A 20,574-nucleotide genomic window follows, 5' to 3' on the forward strand; every position below is an offset into this window, starting at 1 on the left:
TTAGGTTTACCTAAGTCAATACTTTTCCGACGCCCTGTCGGTAAAAGCGTACCCGGACACGAGAAGGCCCGCCCTCCGAGGAGAGCGGGCCTTCGAACCTTCGAACCGGTGCGGCGGGAGACACTACGGCAGCGTCAGGATCTCCGCCCCCGAGTCCGTCACCACCAGCGTGTGCTCGAACTGGGCCGTCCGCTTCCGGTCCTTCGTCACGACCGTCCAGCCGTCGTCCCACATGTCGTACTCGTGCGTCCCGAGCGTCAGCATCGGCTCGATGGTGAAGGTCATCCCGGGCTGGATGACGGTCGTCGCGTGCGGGCTGTCGTAGTGCGGCACGATCAGCCCCGAGTGGAACGACGAGTTGATCCCGTGACCGGTGAAGTCCCGCACCACCCCGTACCCGAACCGCTTGGCGTACGACTCGATGACCCGGCCGATGATGTTGATCTGCCGGCCCGGCCTGACCGCCTTGATCGCGCGGGCCAGGGACTCGCGGGTGCGCTCGACCAGCAGCCGGCTCTCCTCGTCCACGTCACCGACCAGGTAGGTCGCGTTGTTGTCGCCGTGCACACCGCCGATGTACGCCGTCACGTCGAGGTTGACGATGTCACCGTCGCGCAGCACCGTGGAGTCGGGGATGCCATGGCAGATGACCTCGTTGACCGAGCTGCACAGGGACTTGGGGAAACCGCGGTAACCGAGCGTCGAGGGGTAGGCGCCGTGGTCGCACATGTACGCGTGTGCCACCCGGTCCAGCTCGTCGGTCGTCACACCGGGCGCGATGATCTTCGCGGCCTCCTCCATCGCCCGCGCCGCGATCCGGCCGGCCACGCGCATCGCCTCGATCGTCTCGGGCGTCTGCACCTCCGGCCCGGAGTACGGCGTCGGCGCGGGTTTGCCCACGTACTCGGGCCGGCGGATGTTTCCGGGTACGGAACGGGTGGGAGACAGCTCCCCTGGTACGAGCAGCGACTGGCCAGACATGTCAGCGAGTCTAACCAGCGGGCATACGGGAGCATGTCCCCGGCAGGTGGACGACGGGTGGACGAAAGGAGCCGGTCATGGCCTTGTTCAAGAAGCGCACGGTCGGAAAACCGGGCGAGTGGTACTACTGCCTCGAACACAAGAAGGTCGAGGAGGGGCCGGAGTGCCCGGCCAAGAACCGCTTCGGGCCGTACGCGTCCCGTACGGAGGCCGAGCACGCGATGGAGACCGCCCGCGAGCGAAACCTCGAATGGGAGAACGACCCGAAGTGGCACGACCCGCACGACGCCTCCGCCACGGGGCGCGCGGACGATGACTGACGGCCGGGGCGGCCTCCGGACGAGGACTGACGGGCCGGGGCGACGTCCGCACGAGGACTGACGGGCCGGGGCGGCCTCCGGACGAGGACTGACGGGCCGGGGCGGCCTCCGGACGAGGACTGACGGCCGGAGCGGCCTCCGGTCACCAGCGGGACGGAGGCGGGGCCGTCAGATGGTCGGCCAGGCGGGAGAGACGGTCCCGGAAGCGGCGGCGGCCCCGGGGCTGGGGCACCGCGTTCTCCCCGGCCGCCGCGCTCACCAGGTGCTGCACCGTGTCCAGGTCCAGCTCGGCGCCGTCCGGCACGGCCAGCGTCTCGTGCGCCATGGCCGTCAGCTCCCGCTCGCCGGTGCCGAGCGCCAGCACCGTCGCGCCGGCCCGGCGGGCGTCGCGCACCCGTTCCAGGAGCGGGGCGCCGGGATCGTCGGGCGTCACCACCAGCAGCGTCTCCCCGCGCCTGGCCGCCGCCAGCCGTCCGAGGCCCACCGCGAGGTGCGCCGGGTCCGACGGGCGCGCGTCGTGCCGTACGAGCGTGGGGGCCAGCCCCGGCGTCCCCGACCAGGCGGCCTCGTCCACCAGGTGCGCCGCCAGATGCCAGGGTTCGTACCCGGCGGTGCCCACCAGCAGCAGCCCGCCCCCGTGCGGGACCACGGACCCCCGCAGCGCCCCCGCGAACCTCCGGGTGGCCCCCAGCCACTCGGTCCCGGCGAGCACTTCCCGCAACAGCGCGACCCGTACGGCGTCCATGGGCCCGCATACTGCCGCAACCCGGCCCGCGCGGCCCGGGGTTCGCCCCGGATTCGCCCGTCCTGGGGACGGCCGGGGACGACCATCGCGCGGCCCGGGGACAGCCCCGCCTCGTAGACAGCCTCGCCCCGGGAACAACCCGGCCTCGGGGCAGTCCGGGGACGGTCCGGCACTGGGTGGGACCTCGACCCGCCAGGCGGCCGGGGCGGACGTAGGGTCGGCCCATGACCTCTACCGACAGTGCTGCACAGAAGGCCCCCGCCAAGGACCCCTGGGACCTGCCCGACGTCTCCGGGCTCGTCGTCGGCGTGCTCGGCGGCACCGGCCCCCAGGGCAAGGGCCTCGCCTACCGCCTCGCCAAGGCCGGCCAGAAGGTGATCGTCGGCTCGCGCGCCGCCGAGCGCGCCGAGGCCGCCGCCGAGGAGATCGGGCACGGCGTCGAGGGCGCCGACAACGCGGAGACCGCCCGCCGCAGCGACATCGTGATCGTCGCCGTGCCGTGGGACGGCCACGGCAAGACCCTCGAGTCCCTGGGCGAGGAACTGTCCGGCAAGCTCGTCGTCGACTGCGTCAACCCGCTCGGCTTCGACAAGAAGGGCGCCTACGCGCTCAAGCCCGAGGAGGGCAGCGCCGCCGAGCAGGCCGCCGCCCTGCTGCCGGACAGCCGGGTCGCCGCCGCCTTCCACCACCTGTCCGCCGTCCTCCTCCAGGACCCGGAGATCGACGAGATCGACACCGACGTCATGGTGCTCGGCGAGGAGCGCGCCGACGTGGAGATCGTGCAGGCCCTCGCCGGGCGCATCCCCGGCATGCGCGGCGTCTTCGCGGGGCGGCTGCGCAATGCCCACCAGGTCGAGTCGCTCGTCGCCAACCTGATCTCCGTCAACCGCCGCTACAAGGCACACGCCGGGCTCCGCGTCACCGACGTCTGAGGCGATGGGGGACACTGGTGGGTGCCAGCCAGACCGCGACACGGCACCCGCAGTGCCCGCCGTGTCCCCCGACAGGAGCCCGCACCATGCCCCGCCTCGCCCTCTACGCCCTGGCCGTCTGCGTACTCGCCGTGGCCGCCGCCGTCGTCTCCTTCGTGCAGGGCAGCGTGCTGATCGGCGTCGTGTGGGTGCTGCTGTCGGGGGTGTCGTCCAACATGTGCTGGTACTACGTCAAGCGCGGCCGGGACGCCCGCCGCGCCACGTCCGTCACGGGCTGAGGGGCGTCAGCCGACGACCGAGCACAGCTCGTCCGTCTGCCAGAAGCGGTACAGCTCGAAGCCGCAGTACGTGTCGATCTCGCTGATCCCGAGGCCGCGCAGGACCGCGTCGATGGCGTCGAAGAACACGCCGTTGAGCGCCGGGATCCACAGCAGCGCGAAGACGATCAGCAGCCCGAACGGCGCGAGCGGCTCCACCTGCCGCCGCACGTTGTACGACAGCCACGGCTCGATCACCCCGTAGCCGTCCAGGCCCGGCACCGGCAGGAAGTTCAGGATCGCGGCCGTGACCTGGAGCAGCGCCAGGAAGGCCAGCGCGATCCGGAAGTCGCGCGGCACACCGTCCAGCGCGTCCAGCCAGAACGGGGCCGTGCACACCATCGCGAACAGGACGTTCGTCAGCGGGCCCGCGGCCGAGATCAGACTGTGCCGCCAGCGGCCCCGGATCCGCCCGCGCTCGATGAACACCGCACCGCCCGGCAGGCCGATCCCGCCCATGATCACGAACAGCACCGGGAGCACGATGCTCAGCAGGGCGTGGGTGTACTTGACCGGGTTCAGCGTGAGATAGCCCTTCGCGCCGACCGAGATGTCGCCGCCGTGCAGCGCGGTGCGGGCGTGCGCGTACTCGTGCAGGCACAGCGACACGACCCACGCGGCCGTCACGAACAGGAACACGGCGACGCCCGGCTGCTCGGCGAACCCGGTCCAGGTGGCCCAGCCCGTGACCGCGGCGACGGCGACGATCCCGAGGAACACGGGACTGATCCGCCGGTCACTGGGGCGGGCGGTGGCGCTGGTCATGGGACTCCCTGGCTGTCGGACACACATGGGACCCGCGGGCCGGACCGGGATCGGACCGGGGCCGGGTCCGACCTGGATCGGACCGGGGTCGGTGGGACTGCCCGACCGTACCGGGCGCACCGGGAAAACGTCTCGCGGGCGGCGGGAGGTTCCGCGGCACGGACGGAAGGCTCCGCGGGAAGGCGGGCAGGCGGGCAGGCGGGCAGCCGGGCCGGCGGAAGACGGAAGGGGGAAGACGGAAGGGGGAAGACGGAGGGGGGAAGACGGAAGGGGGAAGACGGAAGGGGGAAGAGGCAAGGTTCCAGAGAACCGGTGGGCTGTGCGGGCCGGTCCCGGCGGCGCCCGACGGCGGTGCGGGGGAGCCGGAGTCGCGGCGCCACACGCCGTGCCGTCAAAACCCCGTGACCGGCTGAGACGGCAGCGGGGACAATGGACCCCGTGCGCTATCGCATCCTCGGCACCACACAGGTAATCCGCTCCGACGGCACCGTCGTCCCGGTCGGCGGTGCGCGGCTGCGCGCGCTGCTGACCGTGCTCGCCCTCAGGCCCGGCCGCGCCGTGCCCGCGGGGCTGCTGGTGGAGGAGGTGTGGGACGGCGACCCGCCCGCCGACGCGCCGGGTGCGTTGCAGGCACTGGTCGGGCGGCTGCGCCGGACGCTCGGCGCGGACGCGGTCGCCTCCGCCGACGGCGGCTACCGGCTCACCACCGCCCCCGACGACATCGACCTGCACCGCTTCGACCGGCTGGTCGGCGAGGGCACCCGCGCCCTCGCCGACGGCGACCCCGCCAAGGCGGCCGCCGTGCTCGACGACGCACTCGCCCTGTGGCACGGCCCCGCCCTCGCCGACCTGCCCGACCGCACCGCCGAGGCGGCCCGCTGGGAGACCCGGCGCCTGGACGCCCTGCGCGCCCGCCACACCGCCGCCCTGGACCTCGGGCAGGCCGAGCACTCCCTGCCCGAGCTGACCGCGCTGTGCGACGGACACCCCCTGGACGAGCCCCTCCAGGCCCTGCGGCTGCGCGCCCTGCGCGACACCGGCCGCACCGCCGAGGCGCTGGCCGCCTACGAGGCCGTACGCCGGCTGCTCGCGGACCGGCTCGGCACCGATCCCGGGCCCGAACTGCGGGCGCTGCACGCGGTGCTGCTCAACCCCCCGATACCCCCGGTTTCCTCGGCACCCGCGCCCCCCACGCACCTCGCGTACCCCACGCCTCCCACGCACCAGGCACCCCCGGACGTCCCCGCCATGGTGCCCCGCCCCCGTGGCAACCTCCGCGCCCGGCTCACCTCCTTCGTAGGCCGGGACGCCGACCTGGACGCCCTCCGCGCCGACCTGGCCGCCACGCGCCTCGTCACCCTCCTCGGGCCCGGCGGCGCCGGCAAGACCCGGTTGTCGCAGGAGGCCGCCGAGGGGGTCGGGGACACGGCACGGGACGGCGTGTGGCTGGCCGAGCTCGCCCCCGTCGACGACCCCGGCGCCGTACCGGAGGCCGTGCTGACCGCCGTCGGCGCCCGCGAGACCGTGCTCTACGGCGCCGGCGCCGAGGAGATGCGGGCCGTCACCGACCGGCGGGGCAGCGCCGACCGGCAGGCCGGCGCCGTCGAGCGCCTCGTCGAGCACTGCGGCCGGCGCCGCATGCTGATCGTCCTCGACAACTGCGAGCACGTCGTCGACGCCGCCGCCCGCCTCGCCGAGGAACTGCTCGCCCGCTGCCCGAACCTGACCGTCCTCGCCACCAGCCGCGAACCCCTCGGCGTACCGGGGGAGGTGCTGCGCCCGGTGGAGCCGCTGCCCGAGCCGGTCGCGCTGCGGCTGCTCGCCGACCGGGGCGCCGCCGCCCGCCCCGGCTTCCGCACCGACGCCGACGAGGAGACCGCGGCCGCCTGCGCGGAGATCTGCCGCCGCCTGGACGGGCTGCCGCTGGCCATCGAACTGGCCGCCGCCCGGCTGCGCATGCTCACCCCGCGTCAGATCGCCGACCGCCTCGACGACCGCTTCCGCCTGCTCACCTCCGGCAGCCGCACCGTCCGGCCCCGGCAGCAGACGCTGCGCGCGGTCGTCGACTGGTCCTGGGACCTGCTCGACGAGGACGAACGGGCCGTCCTCGGGCGCCTGTCCGTCTTCGCGGGCGGCTGCGACCTCGCCGCCGCCGAGGCGGTGTGCGGGCCCGCCGCCCTGGAGGCCCTCGGCTCCCTGGTCGACAAGTCGCTGGTGGTGGCCGCGCCGTCCGGAAGCGACGGCATGCGCTACCGGCTCCTGGAGACCGTCGCCGAGTACGCCGGTGAACGCCTCGACGAGGCCGGCGGACGCGCCGGGGCAGAGCGCGCGCACCTGGCGTTCTACCGCGAACTGGCCCGGACCACCGACCCGCTGCTGCGCGGACCGGACCAGCTCTCCGCCATCGAGCGGTTGGAGCGGGAGTACGACAACATCCGCGCCGCACTGCGCCACGCCGTCGCCGAGCGCGATGAACAGGAGGCGCTGAGCCTGTCGTTGTCGCTGGTCTGGTACTGGCAGATGCGCGACCTGCGCGTCGAGGCCCGAACCTGGTGCAGCGAGGTGATGGCTCTGGGACCCGACCCGTTCGCCGAGCCGGTCAGCCGGGCCGAGCCGGTGTGGGAGTGGTGCACGGCGGCGCCGCCCCCGCTGACCGGGGAGGTGCTCGCGGAGGCTCGGCGCGGGGTCCACCTGGCCCACCTGGCCTGCATGGACACCGAGCTGGAGGCGTGGCAGACGCCGGCGGCGCAGGCCAAACTGCGGGCCATTTCCGCCACCTACGAACCCGGCCTGCCGCAGACCTGCCGCAGCCCGGGGCTGCTCTGGTTCTACGCCGTGATGCTCAGCGGTGACATGAAGCGGCTGCGCGAGATCATGGACGCGACCGTACGAACCTGCCGCGTGACCCCCGGATACGAGTGGGAGCTGGCCGGCAGCCTCCAGATGCGTGCCAACCTCCTCGCCAACCGTACCGACTGGGCGGGTGACGCGGCCCACGACGCCGACGAGGCGCTGGAGATCTACCAGCGCCTCGGCGATGCCTGGGGCACCGCCGAGGCGCTGTCCGCACGCGCCGAGGCCCGCGAACGCCGGGGCGAGCACCTGCTCGCCGCCATCGACTACGAGGCCGCCGCGGAGCACGCCGAACGCCTCGGGGCCCACGCCCAGGTCGCGGTGCTCGGCGCCCGGCTCGGCAGCGCGCTGGTGGACTCCGGTGACCCGGAGGCGGCCGAACGCGGCGAGCGGATCCTGCGCGAGGTGATCGAGGACCAGACCGGCACGGTGCACAACGGCGCCCTGCCCGCCGCCCGGCTCTTCCTCGCCGGATGGCTGGGCATGACCGACCGGGTCGCCGAGGCGCGCGAACAACTGGCCCTGTTGCGCGAGGAGTTCACGCTCTCCCACTTCGTCGTCTTCGACGCCTTCATTCTCGCCTCCGAGGCCTGGGTGGCCACTCTGGAAGACCGGAACGAGGAGTCCCTGACCGGAATTCGCCGGGCGCTGGAGCGGGCCGACGACCCGTTGTCCGTGGCCATCGCCCCGCAGATGCGCTCCGCCTACCTCACCGTCGCGGCGATGGCGCTGGCCCGCGTCGACGGCGGACGCAGGGCACGGGACGCCGCCCGGTGTCTCGGCGCCGCCGTCGCCATGATGCCGGGCAGCCACGTCACGACGGCCATGGAGCGGGACTGCCGGGAACGGGCCACCGTACGTGTCCGTCAGGCGCTCGACACCGAGGCGTACGAGGCCGCGTACGCCGAGGGCGTCGGTCTCTCGGTGGAGGAGGCCGTCGCCCTCGTCTGACGCGGACGTGCTCAGCTCTTCGTACGGAACTTGTGGATGGCGACCGGCGCCATCACCGCCGTCAGGGCCGCCGACCAGCCCAGCGTCACCCACAGGTCGTGCGTGACGGGGCCGCCCACCATCAGCCCGCGCGCGGTGTCCGCGAGGGCGGAGAGCGGGTTGTAGTCGGTGAACGCCCGCAGCCAGTCCGGCATCGAGTCGGTCGGCGCGAAGATCGACGAGCCGAACTGGAGCGGCATCAGCACCAGGAAGCCCATCGCCTGCACGGACTGGGCGTTCTTCATGATCACGCCGAGGGTGATGAAGACCCACATCAGCGCCGAACCGAACACCGCGGACAGTCCGATGGAGGCCAGCAGACCGGCCCAGTTGGTGATGTCGAAGCCGACGAGCAGAGCGACGACCATCAGCACCACGGTCGCGAACAGCATCCGCAGCAGCTCCACGGCGATCTTGGCGAACAGCACCGAGCCGCGCCCGATCGGCAGGGACCGGAAGCGGTCCATGACACCGGAGTTGAAGTCCTGGTTGAAGCCGGTGCCGACCCCCTGGGCCATGTTCATGCCCATCATGGCCATCAGGCCGGGGATGACGTACTGCACGTAGGCCTGCTGCCCGCCGCCCAGCGACTGCCCGATGGAGCCACCGAAGACGTACACGAACAGGAGCGTGAAGACGATCGGGAACAGGACGGCGTCGAACATCGACTCCGGGTCCTGCCGGATCCACAGCAGGTTGCGGCGGACCAGCGCGCTGGTGTGCCGCAGATGCCCGCGCACCGAGATCCGGGCGTCGGCGGACAGCGGCGCCGGCACGGGAGCGGGGACGGTGGAGGCCGGGGTGTCGGTGGTGGTGGTGGCGCTCATACGGCGACCTCCTCGCGGGCGTCGGCGGGCGCGGGGTCCTGCGGGGCACTGGCGCGGTGGCCGGTGAGGGACAGGAAGACCTCGTCCAGGCTGGGCAGTTCGGTGGTGATGGAGGCGATCGTGATGCCGCGCGCGGTGACCGCGCCGACCACGGCGGTCAGCTGTTCGTCACTGAGGATCGGCACCAGGACCGCACCGCGCTGCGCGTCCACGGTCGCGGTGGCCAGCCCGGTGATGCCCAGCTCGTCCAGGAAGGCGGCGAGCGGACGCAGTTGCAGCGGGTCGGCCGGCCGGACGCGCAGGGTGCGCCCGCCGACCTTGGCCTTCAGCGCCTCGATGCCGCCGTTCGCGATGACCTTGCCGCGGTCGACGACGGTCAGCTCGGAGGCGAGCTGCTCGGCCTCCTCCATGTACTGGGTGGTGAGCAGCACGGTGACGCCGTCGCCGACCATGCGCTTGACCTCGTCCCACACCTCGTTGCGGGTGCGCGGGTCCAGACCCGTGGTGGGCTCGTCGAGATAGAGGACGGCCGGGCGTCCGATCATGGAGGCCGCCAGGTCCAGCCGCCGCCGCATGCCGCCCGAGTAGGTGGCCGCGGGCCGCTTGCCGGCCTCGGTGAGCGAGAACCGCTCCAGCAGCTCGTCGGCCCGCGCGCGCGAGTCCTTGCGGGACAGGTCGAGCAGCCGTCCGATCAGGTAGAGGTTCTCCCAGCCGGGGAGCTTCTCGTCCACGGACGCGTACTGCCCGGTGAGTCCTATCACCCGCCGCAGCTGCCGCGGCTGCCGTACGACGTCGTAGCCGGCGACGTGCGCCTGGCCGGCGTCGGGCGTGATCAGGGTGGACAGGATGCGGACGAGGGTGGTCTTGCCGGCGCCGTTCGGTCCGAGCACACCCATCACGGTGCCCTCGCGCACATCCAGGTCGACGCCGTCCAGCGCCTTGGTCTCGCCGTAGTGCTTGACCAGCCCCCGCACGGTGACCGCGCTGCCCGCGGCCGGGGGGTTGTCGTCGATTCGCTTCATGCCGACGACGTTGTCAGCCCCCACCGACAAACGACCGACATGTCACCGACACCCCGCCGACAGGACCCGGAACGGGGTGCGCCGGGTGCCGGGGAAGGAACCACCGGCCCCGCCGACGGGGGAAGATCGGCGGGGCCGGTGTCGTACCGCGATGGCCTAGTGGACGGAGTGCTCCTCCTGCGGGAAAGTTCCGCCGACGACGTCCTCGGCGTACGCCTTCGCCGCGTCGCCCATGACCTTGCGCAGGTCGGCGTACTGCTTGACGAACTTCGGCATCCGGCCGCCGGTCAGCCCGAGCATGTCGGTCCACACCAGCACCTGCGCGTCCGTCTCCGCACCCGCGCCGATGCCGACCGTCGGGATGTGCAGCGTCCGTGTCACCTCGGCGGCCAGCTCGGCCGGCACCAGCTCCAGGACGACCGCGAAGGCGCCCGCGTCCTGCACGGCCTTGGCGTCGCGCAGCAGCTGCTGGGCCGCCTCCTCGCCCCGGCCCTGCACCCGGTAGCCCATGGCGTTGACGGACTGCGGGGTGAGGCCGATGTGCGCCATCACCGGGATGCCGGACTCCACCAGCAGCTCGATCTGCCGGTGCGAGCGCTCGCCGCCCTCCAGCTTGACCGCGCCGGCCCCGGCCTCCTTCACCAGCCGGGTCGCCGAGCGCAGCGCCTGCACCGGGCCCTCCTGGTAGGAGCCGAAGGGCAGGTCCGCGACGATCAGGGCGCGGCTGGTGCCCCGTACGACCGCGGCCGAGAGCATCGTCATCTCGTCCAGCGTGACGGGCACGGTGGTGTCGTAGCCGAGGTGGCAGTTGCCCGCGGAGTCGCCGACGAGCATGACCGGGATACCGGCCTCGTCGAAGACGGACGCGGTCATCGCGTCGTACGCGGTGAGCATGGGCCACCTCTCGCCGCGCTCCTTGGCGGCGGTGATGTCCCGGACGGTGATGCGACGGTTGCTCTTGCCCCCGTACAGCGCCCTGCTCCCGTCCCCGGGGGTGCGCTGCGGCGTCGGGGCAGCCGAAAGCTGCGTCATGGCAACGGCTCCTTCATGTCATCTCGAGGCGCCCTGACGGCGTCCCCGGATCCCTCCCATGGTGGCACCTCGTGCGCCCCGGCGGCTAGGGGACCCATGTCAGGTGTCACACGTGAGGGCGAATGTGCCCGTTGTGTCACAGAGTCGCCCGGGTCGGCGGTGTTCGGAACTGCGAACGGCGACCCGTACGTCCTCGTGTCGTACGGCCGTCATGGGACGGCGGGATCGGAGCCGATCATCCCCTAAGGTGCTGAGTCACGGGGGCGACGGTGTGCACGGCGGGCTAGTGAGGCAACGGTATGGCGCAGCAGGCGTACATGACGGAGACGGACAGCGGCGGCTCGGATCCCGAGCGCCGGGAGACCCGGATTCGGCGCCTGCTCGACCGGGTGACCACCGGCTGGCGCGGCGACCGGCGGATCTGGCGCCGGGGCCTGATCACCGCCGCGGTGGCCGTCGTGCTGGCCGGAGTCATGGCGGGCCACTCCCGGATCCCGAACGTCATCGGCAACCTCGGCAGCCTCACGGAGACCTTCCTGCCGTGGTTCGGCCTGCTGATCCCGGTCCTGCTGGTGATCGCCTTCGTCCGCAAGTCGGCGACGGCGTTGATCGCGCTGGTGCTGCCGGTGAGCGTGTGGCTCAACAACTTCGGCGGCCTGCTGTTCGACAAGACCGGCACCGGCGGCGACCTCACGGTGGCCACGCACAACGTCAACGCCGACAACGCCGATCCCGCCGGCACCGCCCGTGCCGTGGCCGCGTCCGGCGCGGACGTACTGGCCCTGGAGGAGCTGAAGGCGTCCGCCGTCCCGACGTACGAGAAGGCGCTGGAGCGGAAGTACCCGCATCACGCGGTCGTCGGCACGGTCGGGCTGTGGAGCAAGTACGCGGTGAGCGACGTGAAGGCCGTCGACATCCGGCTGGGCTGGAAGCGCGCGATGCGCGCCACCGTCGCCACCCCGTCCGGGCCGGTCGCGGTGTACGTCGCCCACCTGCCCTCCGTACGAGTGAAACTGGAGGCCGGTTTCACCGCCCGGCAGCGGGACAAGAGCGCCGAGGCGCTCGGTGAGGCCATCGCCGACGAGAAGCTGCCCCGCAAGATCCTGCTCGGCGACCTCAACGGCACCACGAACGACCGCGCGCTCACCGCGATCACCTCCCAGATGCGCTCCCCGCAGGGTGCGGTGGGCAGCGGGTTCGGCTTCAGCTGGCCGGCCTCGTTCCCGATGGCCCGCATCGACCAGATCCTGGTCGACGGCGTCGAACCGAAGACCAGCTGGACCCTCCCGGCGACCGGCAGCGACCACCTCCCGATCGCCGCGCGTGTGAAGGTCGACACAACGGCGTCCTGAGATTCGTCGCCGGAATACTCGCCCTGAGAGGCTTTGTTCCGTACGGGAACATACGACGTCCCCTCCCGTACGTACTCCGCTCGCGAAAGCGTACGCACTCCGCTCGCGAAAGCTCTCGAAAGGCGAGGCCCTTCATGCCCCTGGCCCTGCTCGCCCTTGCCGTGGGCGCCTTCGGCATAGGTACCACCGAGTTCGTGATGATGGGCCTGCTGCCCGACGTCGCGGACGACCTGAACATCTCGATCCCCAGCGCCGGCCACCTGGTCTCGGCGTACGCGCTCGGCGTCGTCATCGGCGCCCCGCTGCTCGCGGCGGCGACCGCCCGGATGTCGCGCCGCACGGTCCTCATCGCCCTGATGGTGCTGTTCGTGGCCGGCAACGCCCTGTCGGCCGTCGCACCGGGCGAGGGCTCCCTCCTGGCCGCCCGTTTCGTCAGCGGCCTGCCGCACGGCGCCTTCTTCGGCGTCGGCGCCGTGGTCGCCACCGGCATGGTGGCGCCGGAACGCAAGGCCCGCTCCGTCTCCCTGATGTTCCTCGGCCTCACGGTCGCCAACATCGTGGGCGTGCCCGCGGCCACGGCCATGGGTCAGCAACTGGGCTGGCGGGCCACCTTCCTCGGCGTGAGCGCGATCGGCGTCGCGGCGATAGCGGCGCTCGTCGCGCTGATCCCGCGCGAGAACGCCCCCGCCCCGACCACGGGCCTGCGCGGCGAACTGGCCGCCCTGCGCTCCCTCCCCGTCTGGCTGGCACTCGGCACGACGGTCGCGGGCTTCGGCGCGCTCTTCGCCGCGTACAGCTACATCACGCCGATGCTCACGGACGCCGCCGGATTCGCCGAGGCCAGCGTGACGCTGCTGCTGGCGCTCTTCGGCGTCGGCGCCACCGCGGGCAACCTGCTGGGCGGCCGGCTGGCCGACCACGCCCTGCGCGGCACCCTCTTCGGCGGCCTCGCCTCGCTGGTCGTGGTCCTCGCCCTCTTCCCGCTCCTGATGCGTACGGAGATCACCGCGGCCGTCGCCGTGGCCCTCCTGGGCATGGCCGCCTTCCTCACCGGCTCCCCGCTTCAGCTGATGGTCATGGAGAAGGCGTCCGCGGCCCCCTCCCTGGCCTCCTCCGCCAACCAGGCCGCCTTCAACCTCGCCAACGCCGGTGGCGCCTGGATCGGCGGCATCGCCCTCGCGGCGGGCTTCGGCGCCACCTCCCCGGCGACGGCGGGCGCGGGCCTGGCGGTACTCGGCGTGGGGGTCGCGGGCGCTGCCTACGCGGTGGACCGCCGCCGGGCCGCCGCCGCGCCCGCTCCCGGGCGGGAACGCGTGGTCGCGGGGCACGTACCGCAGGCGGAGGCGGTGGAGACGGTACGGCGGTGACGGCGGCGCTCGTTCGCCGGGCCGGGCCGCGCCGCCCGGCGGTGGCGTCCGCGCGCGACGCCCCGGGCCGCTCCGGTCAGCACTGCTCCCCGAGCACCTCGTAGAAGTCGTCGGCGAACTCCTCGGACGTCTGGTCCGACTGGTGCGCGGGGATCTCGACGGGGTGCTGCGGATCGTGCGCGTCGTACGCGGCGCAGTGGGCCTGGCGTTCCTCCGTGCCGCTCTCGTACCAGGCGGCCTCCGCCGGGGACCTGGTCGGGCCGTTCGACACGGGCTCGCCCTGCGTGCAGCCGGCGAGCAGGGCGGTCAACGAGAGTGCCAGGAAGGCGAGCGGCGCACGTCTCACGCGTTCTCCTGAAGTCGGTGGATGATGCGGCCACCGTAGTGCCCGCGGCGGCCCGGCGACGCCGGAATCCGGCTGACGAGTACCGATGGCCACGTGGGACGGCGCGGGCGCGGAAGCGCGCGCCCGGGCGGGGAGATTCCCGGGCCGGAAAGTGTGTCAAAAGCGGACGAATAGCCACTCGTGGTGTGAGACCCCACACAGGACATCCGACGAGGGGAAGACGCCGATGAGTGAGTCCGTGAAGACCGGCCCCAAGAGCAAAACCGGGGACAAGGTCAGAACAGAGGCCTCCGCGACGGCCGGGCAGGCCGGGCAGGCCGCGGGCCAGGTCGCCGGAACCGCGGCGGAACAGGCCCGGCACGTGGCCGACGAGGCCCGGCAGCAGGCCGGTACGGCCATCCATGACCTGCGCGGCCGTGCGATGGACGAGGCCAACGGTCAGACCAGGCGCGCGGCCGGCACGCTGCGGCAGTGGGCGGACGACCTCTCCGACCTCGCCGAGCACGCCCGGAACGACTCCGCGGCACGCAGCCTGGCGCAGCACGCGGCCGACCGGGGCCACCGGGCGGCCGGCTACCTGGAGAAGGAGGGAGCCGAAGGGCTCGTGACCGACCTCCAGGGCTTCGCCCGCCGGCGCCCCGGAGCCTTCCTGGGCGGCGCACTGCTGGCCGGACTGGCCGTCGGACGCCTGGCGAAGGCGGGCAGCGCCGCCCGGTCGGACGGCTCCGGACAGGGACCGGCCACCGGTGCCGCGGACCGCGACGGCCTGGCCGCCGCCCCCGACACCGCACCGCTGCCTCCCGGCCCCGCGCCGGGTGCCCCGCCGCGCGTGGCCCCCGCAGGCGCACCGGTCTCACCCGCCACCGGGATGCCGCCGGGCGGCGCGCCGGGACGTGCGCACCCGGAGGTGTGAGATGGCTACCGTCCGACCCGCGCCCCGCCCCACACGCCCTGCCGAACCGCAGACCGACGACAGGTCCGTCGGGCAGCTCATGTCCGGCGTGACCGCGGACCTGCAGACCCTCTTCCGGCAGGAGATCGAGCTGGCCAAGGCCGAGATCAAGGAGGAGGGAACGAGGGCGGGCAAGGCCGCCGGAATGTTCGGCGGAGCCGGTTTCGCCGGCTACATGGTCCTCCTGTTCCTCTCGCTGGCCGCCGTGCTGGGCCTGGCCAACGTCATGGACGGAGGCTGGGCGGCCCTGATCGTCACCGCCGTGTGGGCCGTCGCCGCGGCCGTGCTGTACATGAAGGGCCGCGCGGGGATGCGCACCGTCTCCCCGAAGCCCGAGCGAACCGTCGAGACCATGAAGGAGAACGCGGAATGGGCACGTCACCCGACCAGATGAGGGCCGAGATCGAGGCCACGCGCGGCCAGCTCTCCACGGACGTGGACCAGCTCGCCGAGCGGACCAGTCCCCGGCGGGCGGTCCGCCGGCGCCGGGCCAGGATGCGCGGCGCGGTGTCGGGCGTGCGCGACCGGGTCATGGGCACGGCGTCGCACACCGTCCACAGTGTCACCGGCACCGCGCACTCCGCGGCCGGTTCGGTCTCGGGCACCGCGCACTCCGCGGCGGGCTCGGTCTCGGACACCGCGCACTCCGCGGCCGGTTCGGTGCAGGAAGGCACCGGACGGGCGGCCGAGGCGGCGCGGGGCGCGGCCGGCCAGGCGGGAGAAGCCGCACAGCAGGCGCCCGAGATGGCCCGCCGCCAGACCCGGGGCAACCCGCTGGCCGCCGGCCTGGTCGCCTTCGGCGTCGGCCTGCTGGCGTCCTCGCTGCTGCCCGCCTCCCGGACCGAAGAGGAGAAGGCCGCCGAGCTGATGGAGCGCGGCGGTGAGGCTCTGGAGCCGGTGAAGCAGGCCGCCGCCGAGTCCGCGCAGCACCTGAAGGAAGGCGCCAAGGAGGTGACGCAGAGCGCGGCCGCCGAGGTGAAGGACAGCGCGGCCCAGGCCGCCCGCACCACGCAGGACGAGGCCCGCGACCGAGGCGGAGAGGTCGCCGGCCAGGCGCGGGACTCCGGCCGGCACCTCAAGGACGAGGCCCGGCAGCGGGGCCCCGGCTCCACCTAGCGCATACGACGGACAAGCCCCGAGCCCTGAGCCCCGATCCGGCCGGCCCCGCCCGGCCGGAGGCCCGGGGCTCCGGCATGCCGGTCGCCATCCCACGTTGGGGTGACAGAGCGACCGCATCCCCTCACTGAGCGTCGCCCGTCCGTCTACCGTGACGCCCATCGCGATACGACGCGTACGACGGAGGGGTGCGGATGTCGGTGAACGGCGAGGCGGTGCGGCTCCGGAACGACGAGGACGAGCCGGGGTGGGAGGTGGACCCGGACGACGAGTGGGGCGTGGCCGTCATCACCACTGTCGGGCGCCAACTGAAGCTGCGGCGCGAAGCGGCGGGGATGCGGGCGGGCGACTTCGGGACGGCGGTGGGGTACGGGGAGGACCTCGTCTACAAGATCGAGGGCGGGAAGCGGATCCCCCGGCGGGAGTACCTGGAGAAGGCGGACCAAGTGCTGGACGCAGGTGGGCTCATCGCCGCGACCTGGGAGGACGTGGCGAAGGTCCGGTACCCCAAGAAGGTACGGGAACTCGCGAAGCTGGAGTCCACCGCGGTCGAGATCTCGCTGTACAGCAACCACAACATCCACGGCCTCCTGCAGACCGAGGAACACATGCGCTCGCTCTTCGACACGTGGCTGCCCGCATACACGGAGGAGCAGAACGAGCGCATGGTGGCGGCACGGTTGGCGCGGCGGTCGATCTTCGACATGACGCCCGCACCGACCCTCAGCTTCGTCCAGGAAGAAGCGACGCTCCGCCGCCCGGTCGGCGGCAGAATGGTATGGCGTCGGCAGCTCGAACGTCTCCTGGAGGTAGGGCAGTCGCGAAACGTGTCGATTCAGGTGATGCCGACCGACTGCGAGGAACACGTCGGTACGGGCGGGTTGATCGAAGTGCTGAAATTCGCCGACGGTACTGCGGTGGGACGCTCCGAAGGGGCGTTCAGCGGGCGGCCGGTCACTGACCCGAAGCAGCTGAGGATCCTCGAGCTGCGCTATGGCATGATCCGGGCCCAGGCTCTCACGCCCCGAGAGTCGAGGGTCGTCATCGAGCAGATGCTTGGAGAGTCATGATCAGCATCCCCGCAGCCCCGGACGCCCCCACCTTGGTGTGGTTCAAGAGCAGTTACAGCAGCAGCGGAGACGGCAACGACTGCGTAGAGGTCGCGATAACCCCCGCCACCATCCACATCCGCGACTCCAAGCGCCCCCACGCCCCCCGCCTCGCCGTCACCCGGGCCGCGTGGTCGGCTTTCGTGGCCGACACCGCCCAGGGGTGAGCCCCGAACACAGTGGTCCGGGGCTCACGCTCACGTCGGGCGCGTGGCTCAGACCATGGTCGTGTGCGTCTGGCCCTGCGCCGAGGCGCCGCCGAAGGCCGCCGAGGCGCCCAGACCGGCCGTGAGCGAGAACGGGCCGGCCTCCGCGTGGAAACCGGCGCCGAACGCACCGCCGGCGGTTATGACGGCCGCGCCGGTGTCGATGCCGATGTTGCCGCCGGACACCTGGTCCAGGTCCGCGTCGGAGATTTCGGCCGTTTCGACCTGGGGGACGAAGCTCATGAGGGTGTTTCCTCTCAAGTCTGACGTAAAAGGGGAGCGGTGATGCACGCACGCCCCGTTCCCGGGGTTGGGGGGTCCCGGAACCGGTCACCGGCGTGGTGCGCACCGATCAAAGCACGGTGGTGAACGGCCCACCATCCGCGTGCTGTTGCGAGCCTATCCCCGGCGTCGTGGCGTCCATCAGTGTGCGAATGCCGTCAGGGAAAAGGCTTGTGTCTTCACGCTACCTACTGGTTACGGGCTTCTCCGGGGCCGCGACGGGCGCGGTCGGTACGGTCCCGTTCCGTCACGGCGTCCTCGTGCGACCGTGCGATGAACGGTGTGCAGGTCCGAGGGATTTTTGTCGACGACCCCGGGCGTGCGCTCCCCTCAGGGGGAGTAACACCCTCAGGGGGCGGCGGTTCCCGACCGTTACCTGGCTCGAGGCCTCGGCACGCGGTTGTACGCGGTCAAGGTGATGCGCCCGCGTCTCGCGGACGAAGACGGGCTGTCTGCCCGCAGGTTCTCGTGTAGCCGCAGAAAATAGTAGCCATGGCTATAGTAGCTATGTACTCTATTGATATGAGTAAGGATTCACCGGGTCCCACCCCTGGTTTCCTGGTGTGGCGGCTCGCCAACAAGTGGCGCGTCGCGGTCGATCGCGCGGTGGCACCGCTGGGCCTCACCCACGCCCAATACGTACTGGTCGCGTCACTGCACGGCATGCAGCGCGTCGGCGAAAGACCCAGTCAGCGCCGGCTCGCCGACCACACCGGCCTGGAGGCGCTCTACGTCTCGAAGCTGGCGCGCGCCCTGGAGTCGGCCGACCTGATCGAGCGCAACCGCGATCCGCGCGACCCGCGCGCCGTACAGCTCGCCCTCACCGAGCAGGGCCAGGCCGTCGCGCGGCAGGCCATCGTGACGGTCCAGGAACTGCTTCAGCAGTTGCTGGAGCCGCTCGGCGGTCGCGACGCCCCTCGGACGCGCGCGTTCACCGACGAGCTGACAACCCTGCTCGACGCATCTCTCGCTCCACCCGTACCGAACGACGAGAGCACTCAAGGAGCAACCTCATGACCGGCATTGCGGCCACCGCCGAATCCGCCGCCGACGCACGGGCCCTCGGCCTGGCCCACTACGCCGCCCGCGGCGTTCTGGAGCACGTCCTGGCCCGGCACGGCAGCACGTTCCAGCAGCAGATCGTCCTGCGCGCCGCCGTCACCACCGACTCCCCGCAGACGCCGGACGATCTCGTCGCCCGGGCGCAGGGCTCACTCAAGGCCGATCCGGCCGACATCCGCGCCACTCTCGACGAGCTGCTCGCCAAGCAACTGCTCGCTGCGGACGGCGCGCACCTTCGCCCCACGGACGCAGGACGTGCACTACTCGCCGCCGTCGGCGCGGAGATCGCTCCCATCAGCGCCCGCATCTGGGGCCAGATACCCGCCGAGGACCTGACCGCCGCCGGCCGCGTCCTCGCCCTCGTCACCGAGCGCGCCAACGCGGAGCTCGCGGAGCTGACCGCCTGACCGCAGCGTCGCATGGTTTCCAGTGGCGCTGGTTGGCCTGGCGGACGGTCCGAAGTGCTTCGGTTGGCGTGTGTCGCCAACGGTGCTGGCCAGTGAGACGCCATGGGGCCGACGGTCCGAGACCGCCGGCCCCAACCGCTGCATCAGCGGAAGACTCTCTCTGGCCTGCCCCTACAGCACCGGCAGCGACTTCCGCAGCTCGAACGCCGTGACCTGGGAGCGGTACTCCTCCCACTCCTGCCGCTTGTTGCGGAGGAAGAAGTCGAAGACGTGCTCGCCGAGGGTCTCGGCGACCAGGTCGCTGCGTTCCATCAGGGCGAGGGCCTCGCCGAGGTTCTGGGGGAGGGGCTCGATGCCCAGCGCGCGGCGTTCCGAGTCGGACAGGGCCCAGACGTCGTCCTCGGCGCCCGGCGGGAGTTCGTAGCCCTCCTCGATGCCCTTCAGGCCGGCGGCCAGCAGGACGGCGTAGGTCAGGTACGGGTTGGCGCCGGAGTCGATGGAGCGGACCTCGACGCGGGCCGAGCCGGTCTTGCCGGGCTTGTACATGGGGACTCGGACCAGGGCGGAGCGGTTGTTGTGGCCCCAGCAGATGTAGGAGGGGGCCTCGCCGCCGGCGCCCGCCGTGCGCTCGCTGCCGCCCCAGATGCGCTTGTACGAGTTCACCCACTGGTTGGTGACGGCGGAGATCTCCGCCGCGTGCCGCAGCAGGCCCGCGATGAAGGAACGGCCGACCTTGGAGAGCTGGTACTCGGCGCCCGACTCGTAGAACGCGTTGCGGTCGCCCTCGAAGAGGGAGAGGTGGGTGTGCATGCCCGAGCCCGGGTACTCCGAGAACGGCTTCGGCATGAAGGTGGCCTGCAGGCCCTGCTCCAGCGCGACCTGCTTCATGACCAGGCGGAAGGTCATGATGTTGTCGGCCGTGGAGAGCGCGTCCGCGTAACGCAGGTCGATCTCCTGCTGGCCGGGGGCGCCCTCGTGGTGGGAGAACTCCACCGAGATGCCCATCGACTCCAGCATGGTGATGGCCTGGCGGCGGAAGTCCATGCCGATGTTCTGCGGAGTGTGGTCGAAGTAGCCGGAGTTGTCGGCGGGGGTGGGGACCGTACCGTCGACGGGCTTGTCCTTCAGCAGGAAGAACTCGATCTCCGGGTGGGTGTAGAAGGTGAAGCCCAGGTCGGAGGTGCGGGCCAGGGCGCGCTTGAGGACGTAGCGCGGGTCGGCGAAGGACGGGGATCCGTCCGGCATGAGGATGTCGCAGAACATCCGGGCGGTGCCGGGGGCCTCCGCGCGCCAGGGCAGGACCTGGAAGGTCGACGGGTCCGGCTTGGCGATCATGTCGGACTCGTAGACCCGGGCGAAGCCCTCGATCGCGGAGCCGTCGAAGCCGATGCCCTCGTCGAAGGCCTGCTCCAGCTCGGCCGGGGCCACGGCGACGGACTTGAGGAAGCCCAGTACGTCCGTGAACCACAGGCGTACGAACCGGATGTCGCGTTCCTCCAGCGTCCGGATCACGAACTCCTGCTGCTTGTCCATCTTCCGCATCCCCATCCTCGCTGGTCAGGCCGCCTGTCTCCGGTACGGCGGGAGGCGG

22 protein-coding genes are annotated in these 20,574 nt (G+C 72.2%); 13 read left to right on the forward strand and 9 right to left on the reverse strand.

Features of this window, described 5'->3' with window-relative positions:
• Positions 1 to 123: 123 nt before the first annotated feature.
• Positions 124 to 981, reverse strand: coding sequence for a type I methionyl aminopeptidase (map, locus tag QC283_RS23790; RefSeq protein WP_279563672.1), 858 nt, complete (start codon positions 979 to 981; stop codon positions 124 to 126).
• Between the two features lie 77 nt (positions 982 to 1,058).
• On the opposite strand from map, the gene QC283_RS23795 reads away from it, so the two are divergent.
• Positions 1,059 to 1,301, forward strand: a complete 243-nt coding sequence (locus QC283_RS23795; protein WP_279563673.1) for a hypothetical protein — start codon at positions 1,059 to 1,061, stop codon at positions 1,299 to 1,301.
• Between the two features lie 142 nt (positions 1,302 to 1,443).
• Here QC283_RS23795 and QC283_RS23800 read toward each other — a convergent pair whose 3' ends face one another.
• On the reverse strand, positions 1,444 to 2,046 hold the full coding sequence (locus QC283_RS23800) for a hypothetical protein (RefSeq protein WP_279563674.1): 603 nt from the start codon (positions 2,044 to 2,046) through the stop codon (positions 1,444 to 1,446).
• A gap of 224 nt (positions 2,047 to 2,270) precedes the next feature.
• Here QC283_RS23800 and npdG point away from each other — a divergent pair, with 224 nt between their 5' ends.
• Positions 2,271 to 2,978: an NADPH-dependent F420 reductase gene (npdG, locus tag QC283_RS23805; RefSeq protein ID WP_279563675.1), complete on the forward strand. Its 708-nt coding sequence runs from the start codon at positions 2,271 to 2,273 to the stop codon at positions 2,976 to 2,978.
• An 86-nt stretch (positions 2,979 to 3,064) separates the two neighbouring features.
• Entirely contained in the window at positions 3,065 to 3,256 is a 192-nt protein-coding gene (locus QC283_RS23810; protein ID WP_279563676.1) for a hypothetical protein, read from the forward strand.
• Positions 3,257 to 3,262: 6 nt separating this feature from the next.
• On the opposite strand, the gene QC283_RS23815 is transcribed toward QC283_RS23810, so the two are convergent.
• Positions 3,263 to 4,060, reverse strand: coding sequence for a site-2 protease family protein (locus QC283_RS23815; protein WP_279563677.1), 798 nt, complete (start codon positions 4,058 to 4,060; stop codon positions 3,263 to 3,265).
• 429 nt (positions 4,061 to 4,489) lie between these two features.
• Here QC283_RS23815 and QC283_RS23820 point away from each other — a divergent pair, with 429 nt between their 5' ends.
• The gene (locus tag QC283_RS23820; protein ID WP_279563678.1) at positions 4,490 to 7,864 is read left to right on the forward strand and encodes an AfsR/SARP family transcriptional regulator; all 3,375 of its coding nucleotides are present in this window, start codon (positions 4,490 to 4,492) and stop codon (positions 7,862 to 7,864) included.
• 11 nt (positions 7,865 to 7,875) lie between these two features.
• Here the strand turns inward: QC283_RS23820 and QC283_RS23825 are convergent, their stop codons facing one another.
• The 3 genes from QC283_RS23825 to panB form a co-directional block, all read right to left on the reverse strand.
• Positions 7,876 to 8,730, reverse strand: a complete 855-nt coding sequence (locus QC283_RS23825) for an ABC transporter permease (protein ID WP_279563679.1) — start codon at positions 8,728 to 8,730, stop codon at positions 7,876 to 7,878.
• Positions 8,727 to 9,752 (reverse strand): ATP-binding cassette domain-containing protein, encoded by a 1,026-nt coding sequence (locus QC283_RS23830; protein ID WP_279563680.1) that lies wholly within the window; start codon positions 9,750 to 9,752, stop codon positions 8,727 to 8,729. The genes QC283_RS23825 and QC283_RS23830 overlap by 4 nt, the downstream gene beginning before the upstream one ends.
• A gap of 156 nt (positions 9,753 to 9,908) precedes the next feature.
• Positions 9,909 to 10,784, reverse strand: coding sequence for a 3-methyl-2-oxobutanoate hydroxymethyltransferase (gene panB / locus QC283_RS23835; RefSeq protein ID WP_279563681.1), 876 nt, complete (start codon positions 10,782 to 10,784; stop codon positions 9,909 to 9,911).
• A gap of 299 nt (positions 10,785 to 11,083) precedes the next feature.
• On the opposite strand from panB, the gene QC283_RS23840 reads away from it, so the two are divergent.
• Together QC283_RS23840 and QC283_RS23845 are read left to right on the forward strand one after the other, a co-directional pair.
• On the forward strand, positions 11,084 to 12,136 hold the full coding sequence (locus tag QC283_RS23840; protein WP_279563682.1) for an endonuclease/exonuclease/phosphatase family protein: 1,053 nt from the start codon (positions 11,084 to 11,086) through the stop codon (positions 12,134 to 12,136).
• Between the two features lie 134 nt (positions 12,137 to 12,270).
• The gene (locus QC283_RS23845) at positions 12,271 to 13,503 is read left to right on the forward strand and encodes an MFS transporter (protein WP_279563683.1); all 1,233 of its coding nucleotides are present in this window, start codon (positions 12,271 to 12,273) and stop codon (positions 13,501 to 13,503) included.
• Positions 13,504 to 13,579: 76 nt separating this feature from the next.
• Here QC283_RS23845 and QC283_RS23850 read toward each other — a convergent pair whose 3' ends face one another.
• Complete coding sequence (locus tag QC283_RS23850) at positions 13,580 to 13,849, reverse strand: hypothetical protein (RefSeq protein ID WP_279563684.1); 270 nt, start codon at positions 13,847 to 13,849, stop codon at positions 13,580 to 13,582.
• 226 nt (positions 13,850 to 14,075) lie between these two features.
• Between QC283_RS23850 and QC283_RS23855 the strand changes: the two genes are divergently transcribed.
• The 5 genes from QC283_RS23855 (at position 14,076) to QC283_RS23875 (ending at position 17,193) form a co-directional block, all read left to right on the forward strand.
• The gene (locus tag QC283_RS23855) at positions 14,076 to 14,762 is read left to right on the forward strand and encodes a hypothetical protein (RefSeq protein WP_279563685.1); all 687 of its coding nucleotides are present in this window, start codon (positions 14,076 to 14,078) and stop codon (positions 14,760 to 14,762) included.
• Between the two features lies 1 nt (position 14,763).
• Positions 14,764 to 15,195 (forward strand): phage holin family protein, encoded by a 432-nt coding sequence (locus QC283_RS23860; RefSeq protein WP_279563686.1) that lies wholly within the window; start codon positions 14,764 to 14,766, stop codon positions 15,193 to 15,195.
• Entirely contained in the window at positions 15,171 to 15,917 is a 747-nt protein-coding gene (locus QC283_RS23865) for a DUF3618 domain-containing protein (RefSeq protein ID WP_279563687.1), read from the forward strand. The genes QC283_RS23860 and QC283_RS23865 overlap by 25 nt, the downstream gene beginning before the upstream one ends.
• Before the next feature lie 194 nt (positions 15,918 to 16,111).
• Positions 16,112 to 16,987 carry a helix-turn-helix domain-containing protein gene (locus QC283_RS23870; protein ID WP_279563688.1) on the forward strand — a complete coding sequence of 292 codons (876 nt, stop codon included), beginning with the start codon at positions 16,112 to 16,114 and terminating at the stop codon, positions 16,985 to 16,987.
• Positions 16,984 to 17,193, forward strand: coding sequence for a DUF397 domain-containing protein (locus QC283_RS23875; protein ID WP_279563689.1), 210 nt, complete (start codon positions 16,984 to 16,986; stop codon positions 17,191 to 17,193). Before QC283_RS23870 ends, QC283_RS23875 begins: the two co-directional genes overlap by 4 nt.
• Before the next feature lie 48 nt (positions 17,194 to 17,241).
• On the opposite strand, the gene QC283_RS23880 is transcribed toward QC283_RS23875, so the two are convergent.
• Positions 17,242 to 17,475, reverse strand: coding sequence for a hypothetical protein (locus QC283_RS23880; protein ID WP_279563690.1), 234 nt, complete (start codon positions 17,473 to 17,475; stop codon positions 17,242 to 17,244).
• Between the two features lie 561 nt (positions 17,476 to 18,036).
• On the opposite strand from QC283_RS23880, the gene QC283_RS23885 reads away from it, so the two are divergent.
• Entirely contained in the window at positions 18,037 to 18,531 is a 495-nt protein-coding gene (locus QC283_RS23885; RefSeq protein WP_279563691.1) for a MarR family winged helix-turn-helix transcriptional regulator, read from the forward strand.
• Positions 18,528 to 18,983 (forward strand): MarR family transcriptional regulator, encoded by a 456-nt coding sequence (locus QC283_RS23890; RefSeq protein WP_279563692.1) that lies wholly within the window; start codon positions 18,528 to 18,530, stop codon positions 18,981 to 18,983. Before QC283_RS23885 ends, QC283_RS23890 begins: the two co-directional genes overlap by 4 nt.
• Before the next feature lie 171 nt (positions 18,984 to 19,154).
• Here QC283_RS23890 and glnA read toward each other — a convergent pair whose 3' ends face one another.
• Complete coding sequence (glnA, locus tag QC283_RS23895) at positions 19,155 to 20,516, reverse strand: type I glutamate--ammonia ligase (RefSeq protein WP_279563768.1); 1,362 nt, start codon at positions 20,514 to 20,516, stop codon at positions 19,155 to 19,157.
• Positions 20,517 to 20,574: the final 58 nt, after the last annotated feature.

The sequence above is a fragment of the Streptomyces sp. DH41 genome, from assembly GCF_029813785.1.
In the GTDB taxonomy this organism is placed as follows: Bacteria; Actinomycetota; Actinomycetes; order Streptomycetales; family Streptomycetaceae; genus Streptomyces.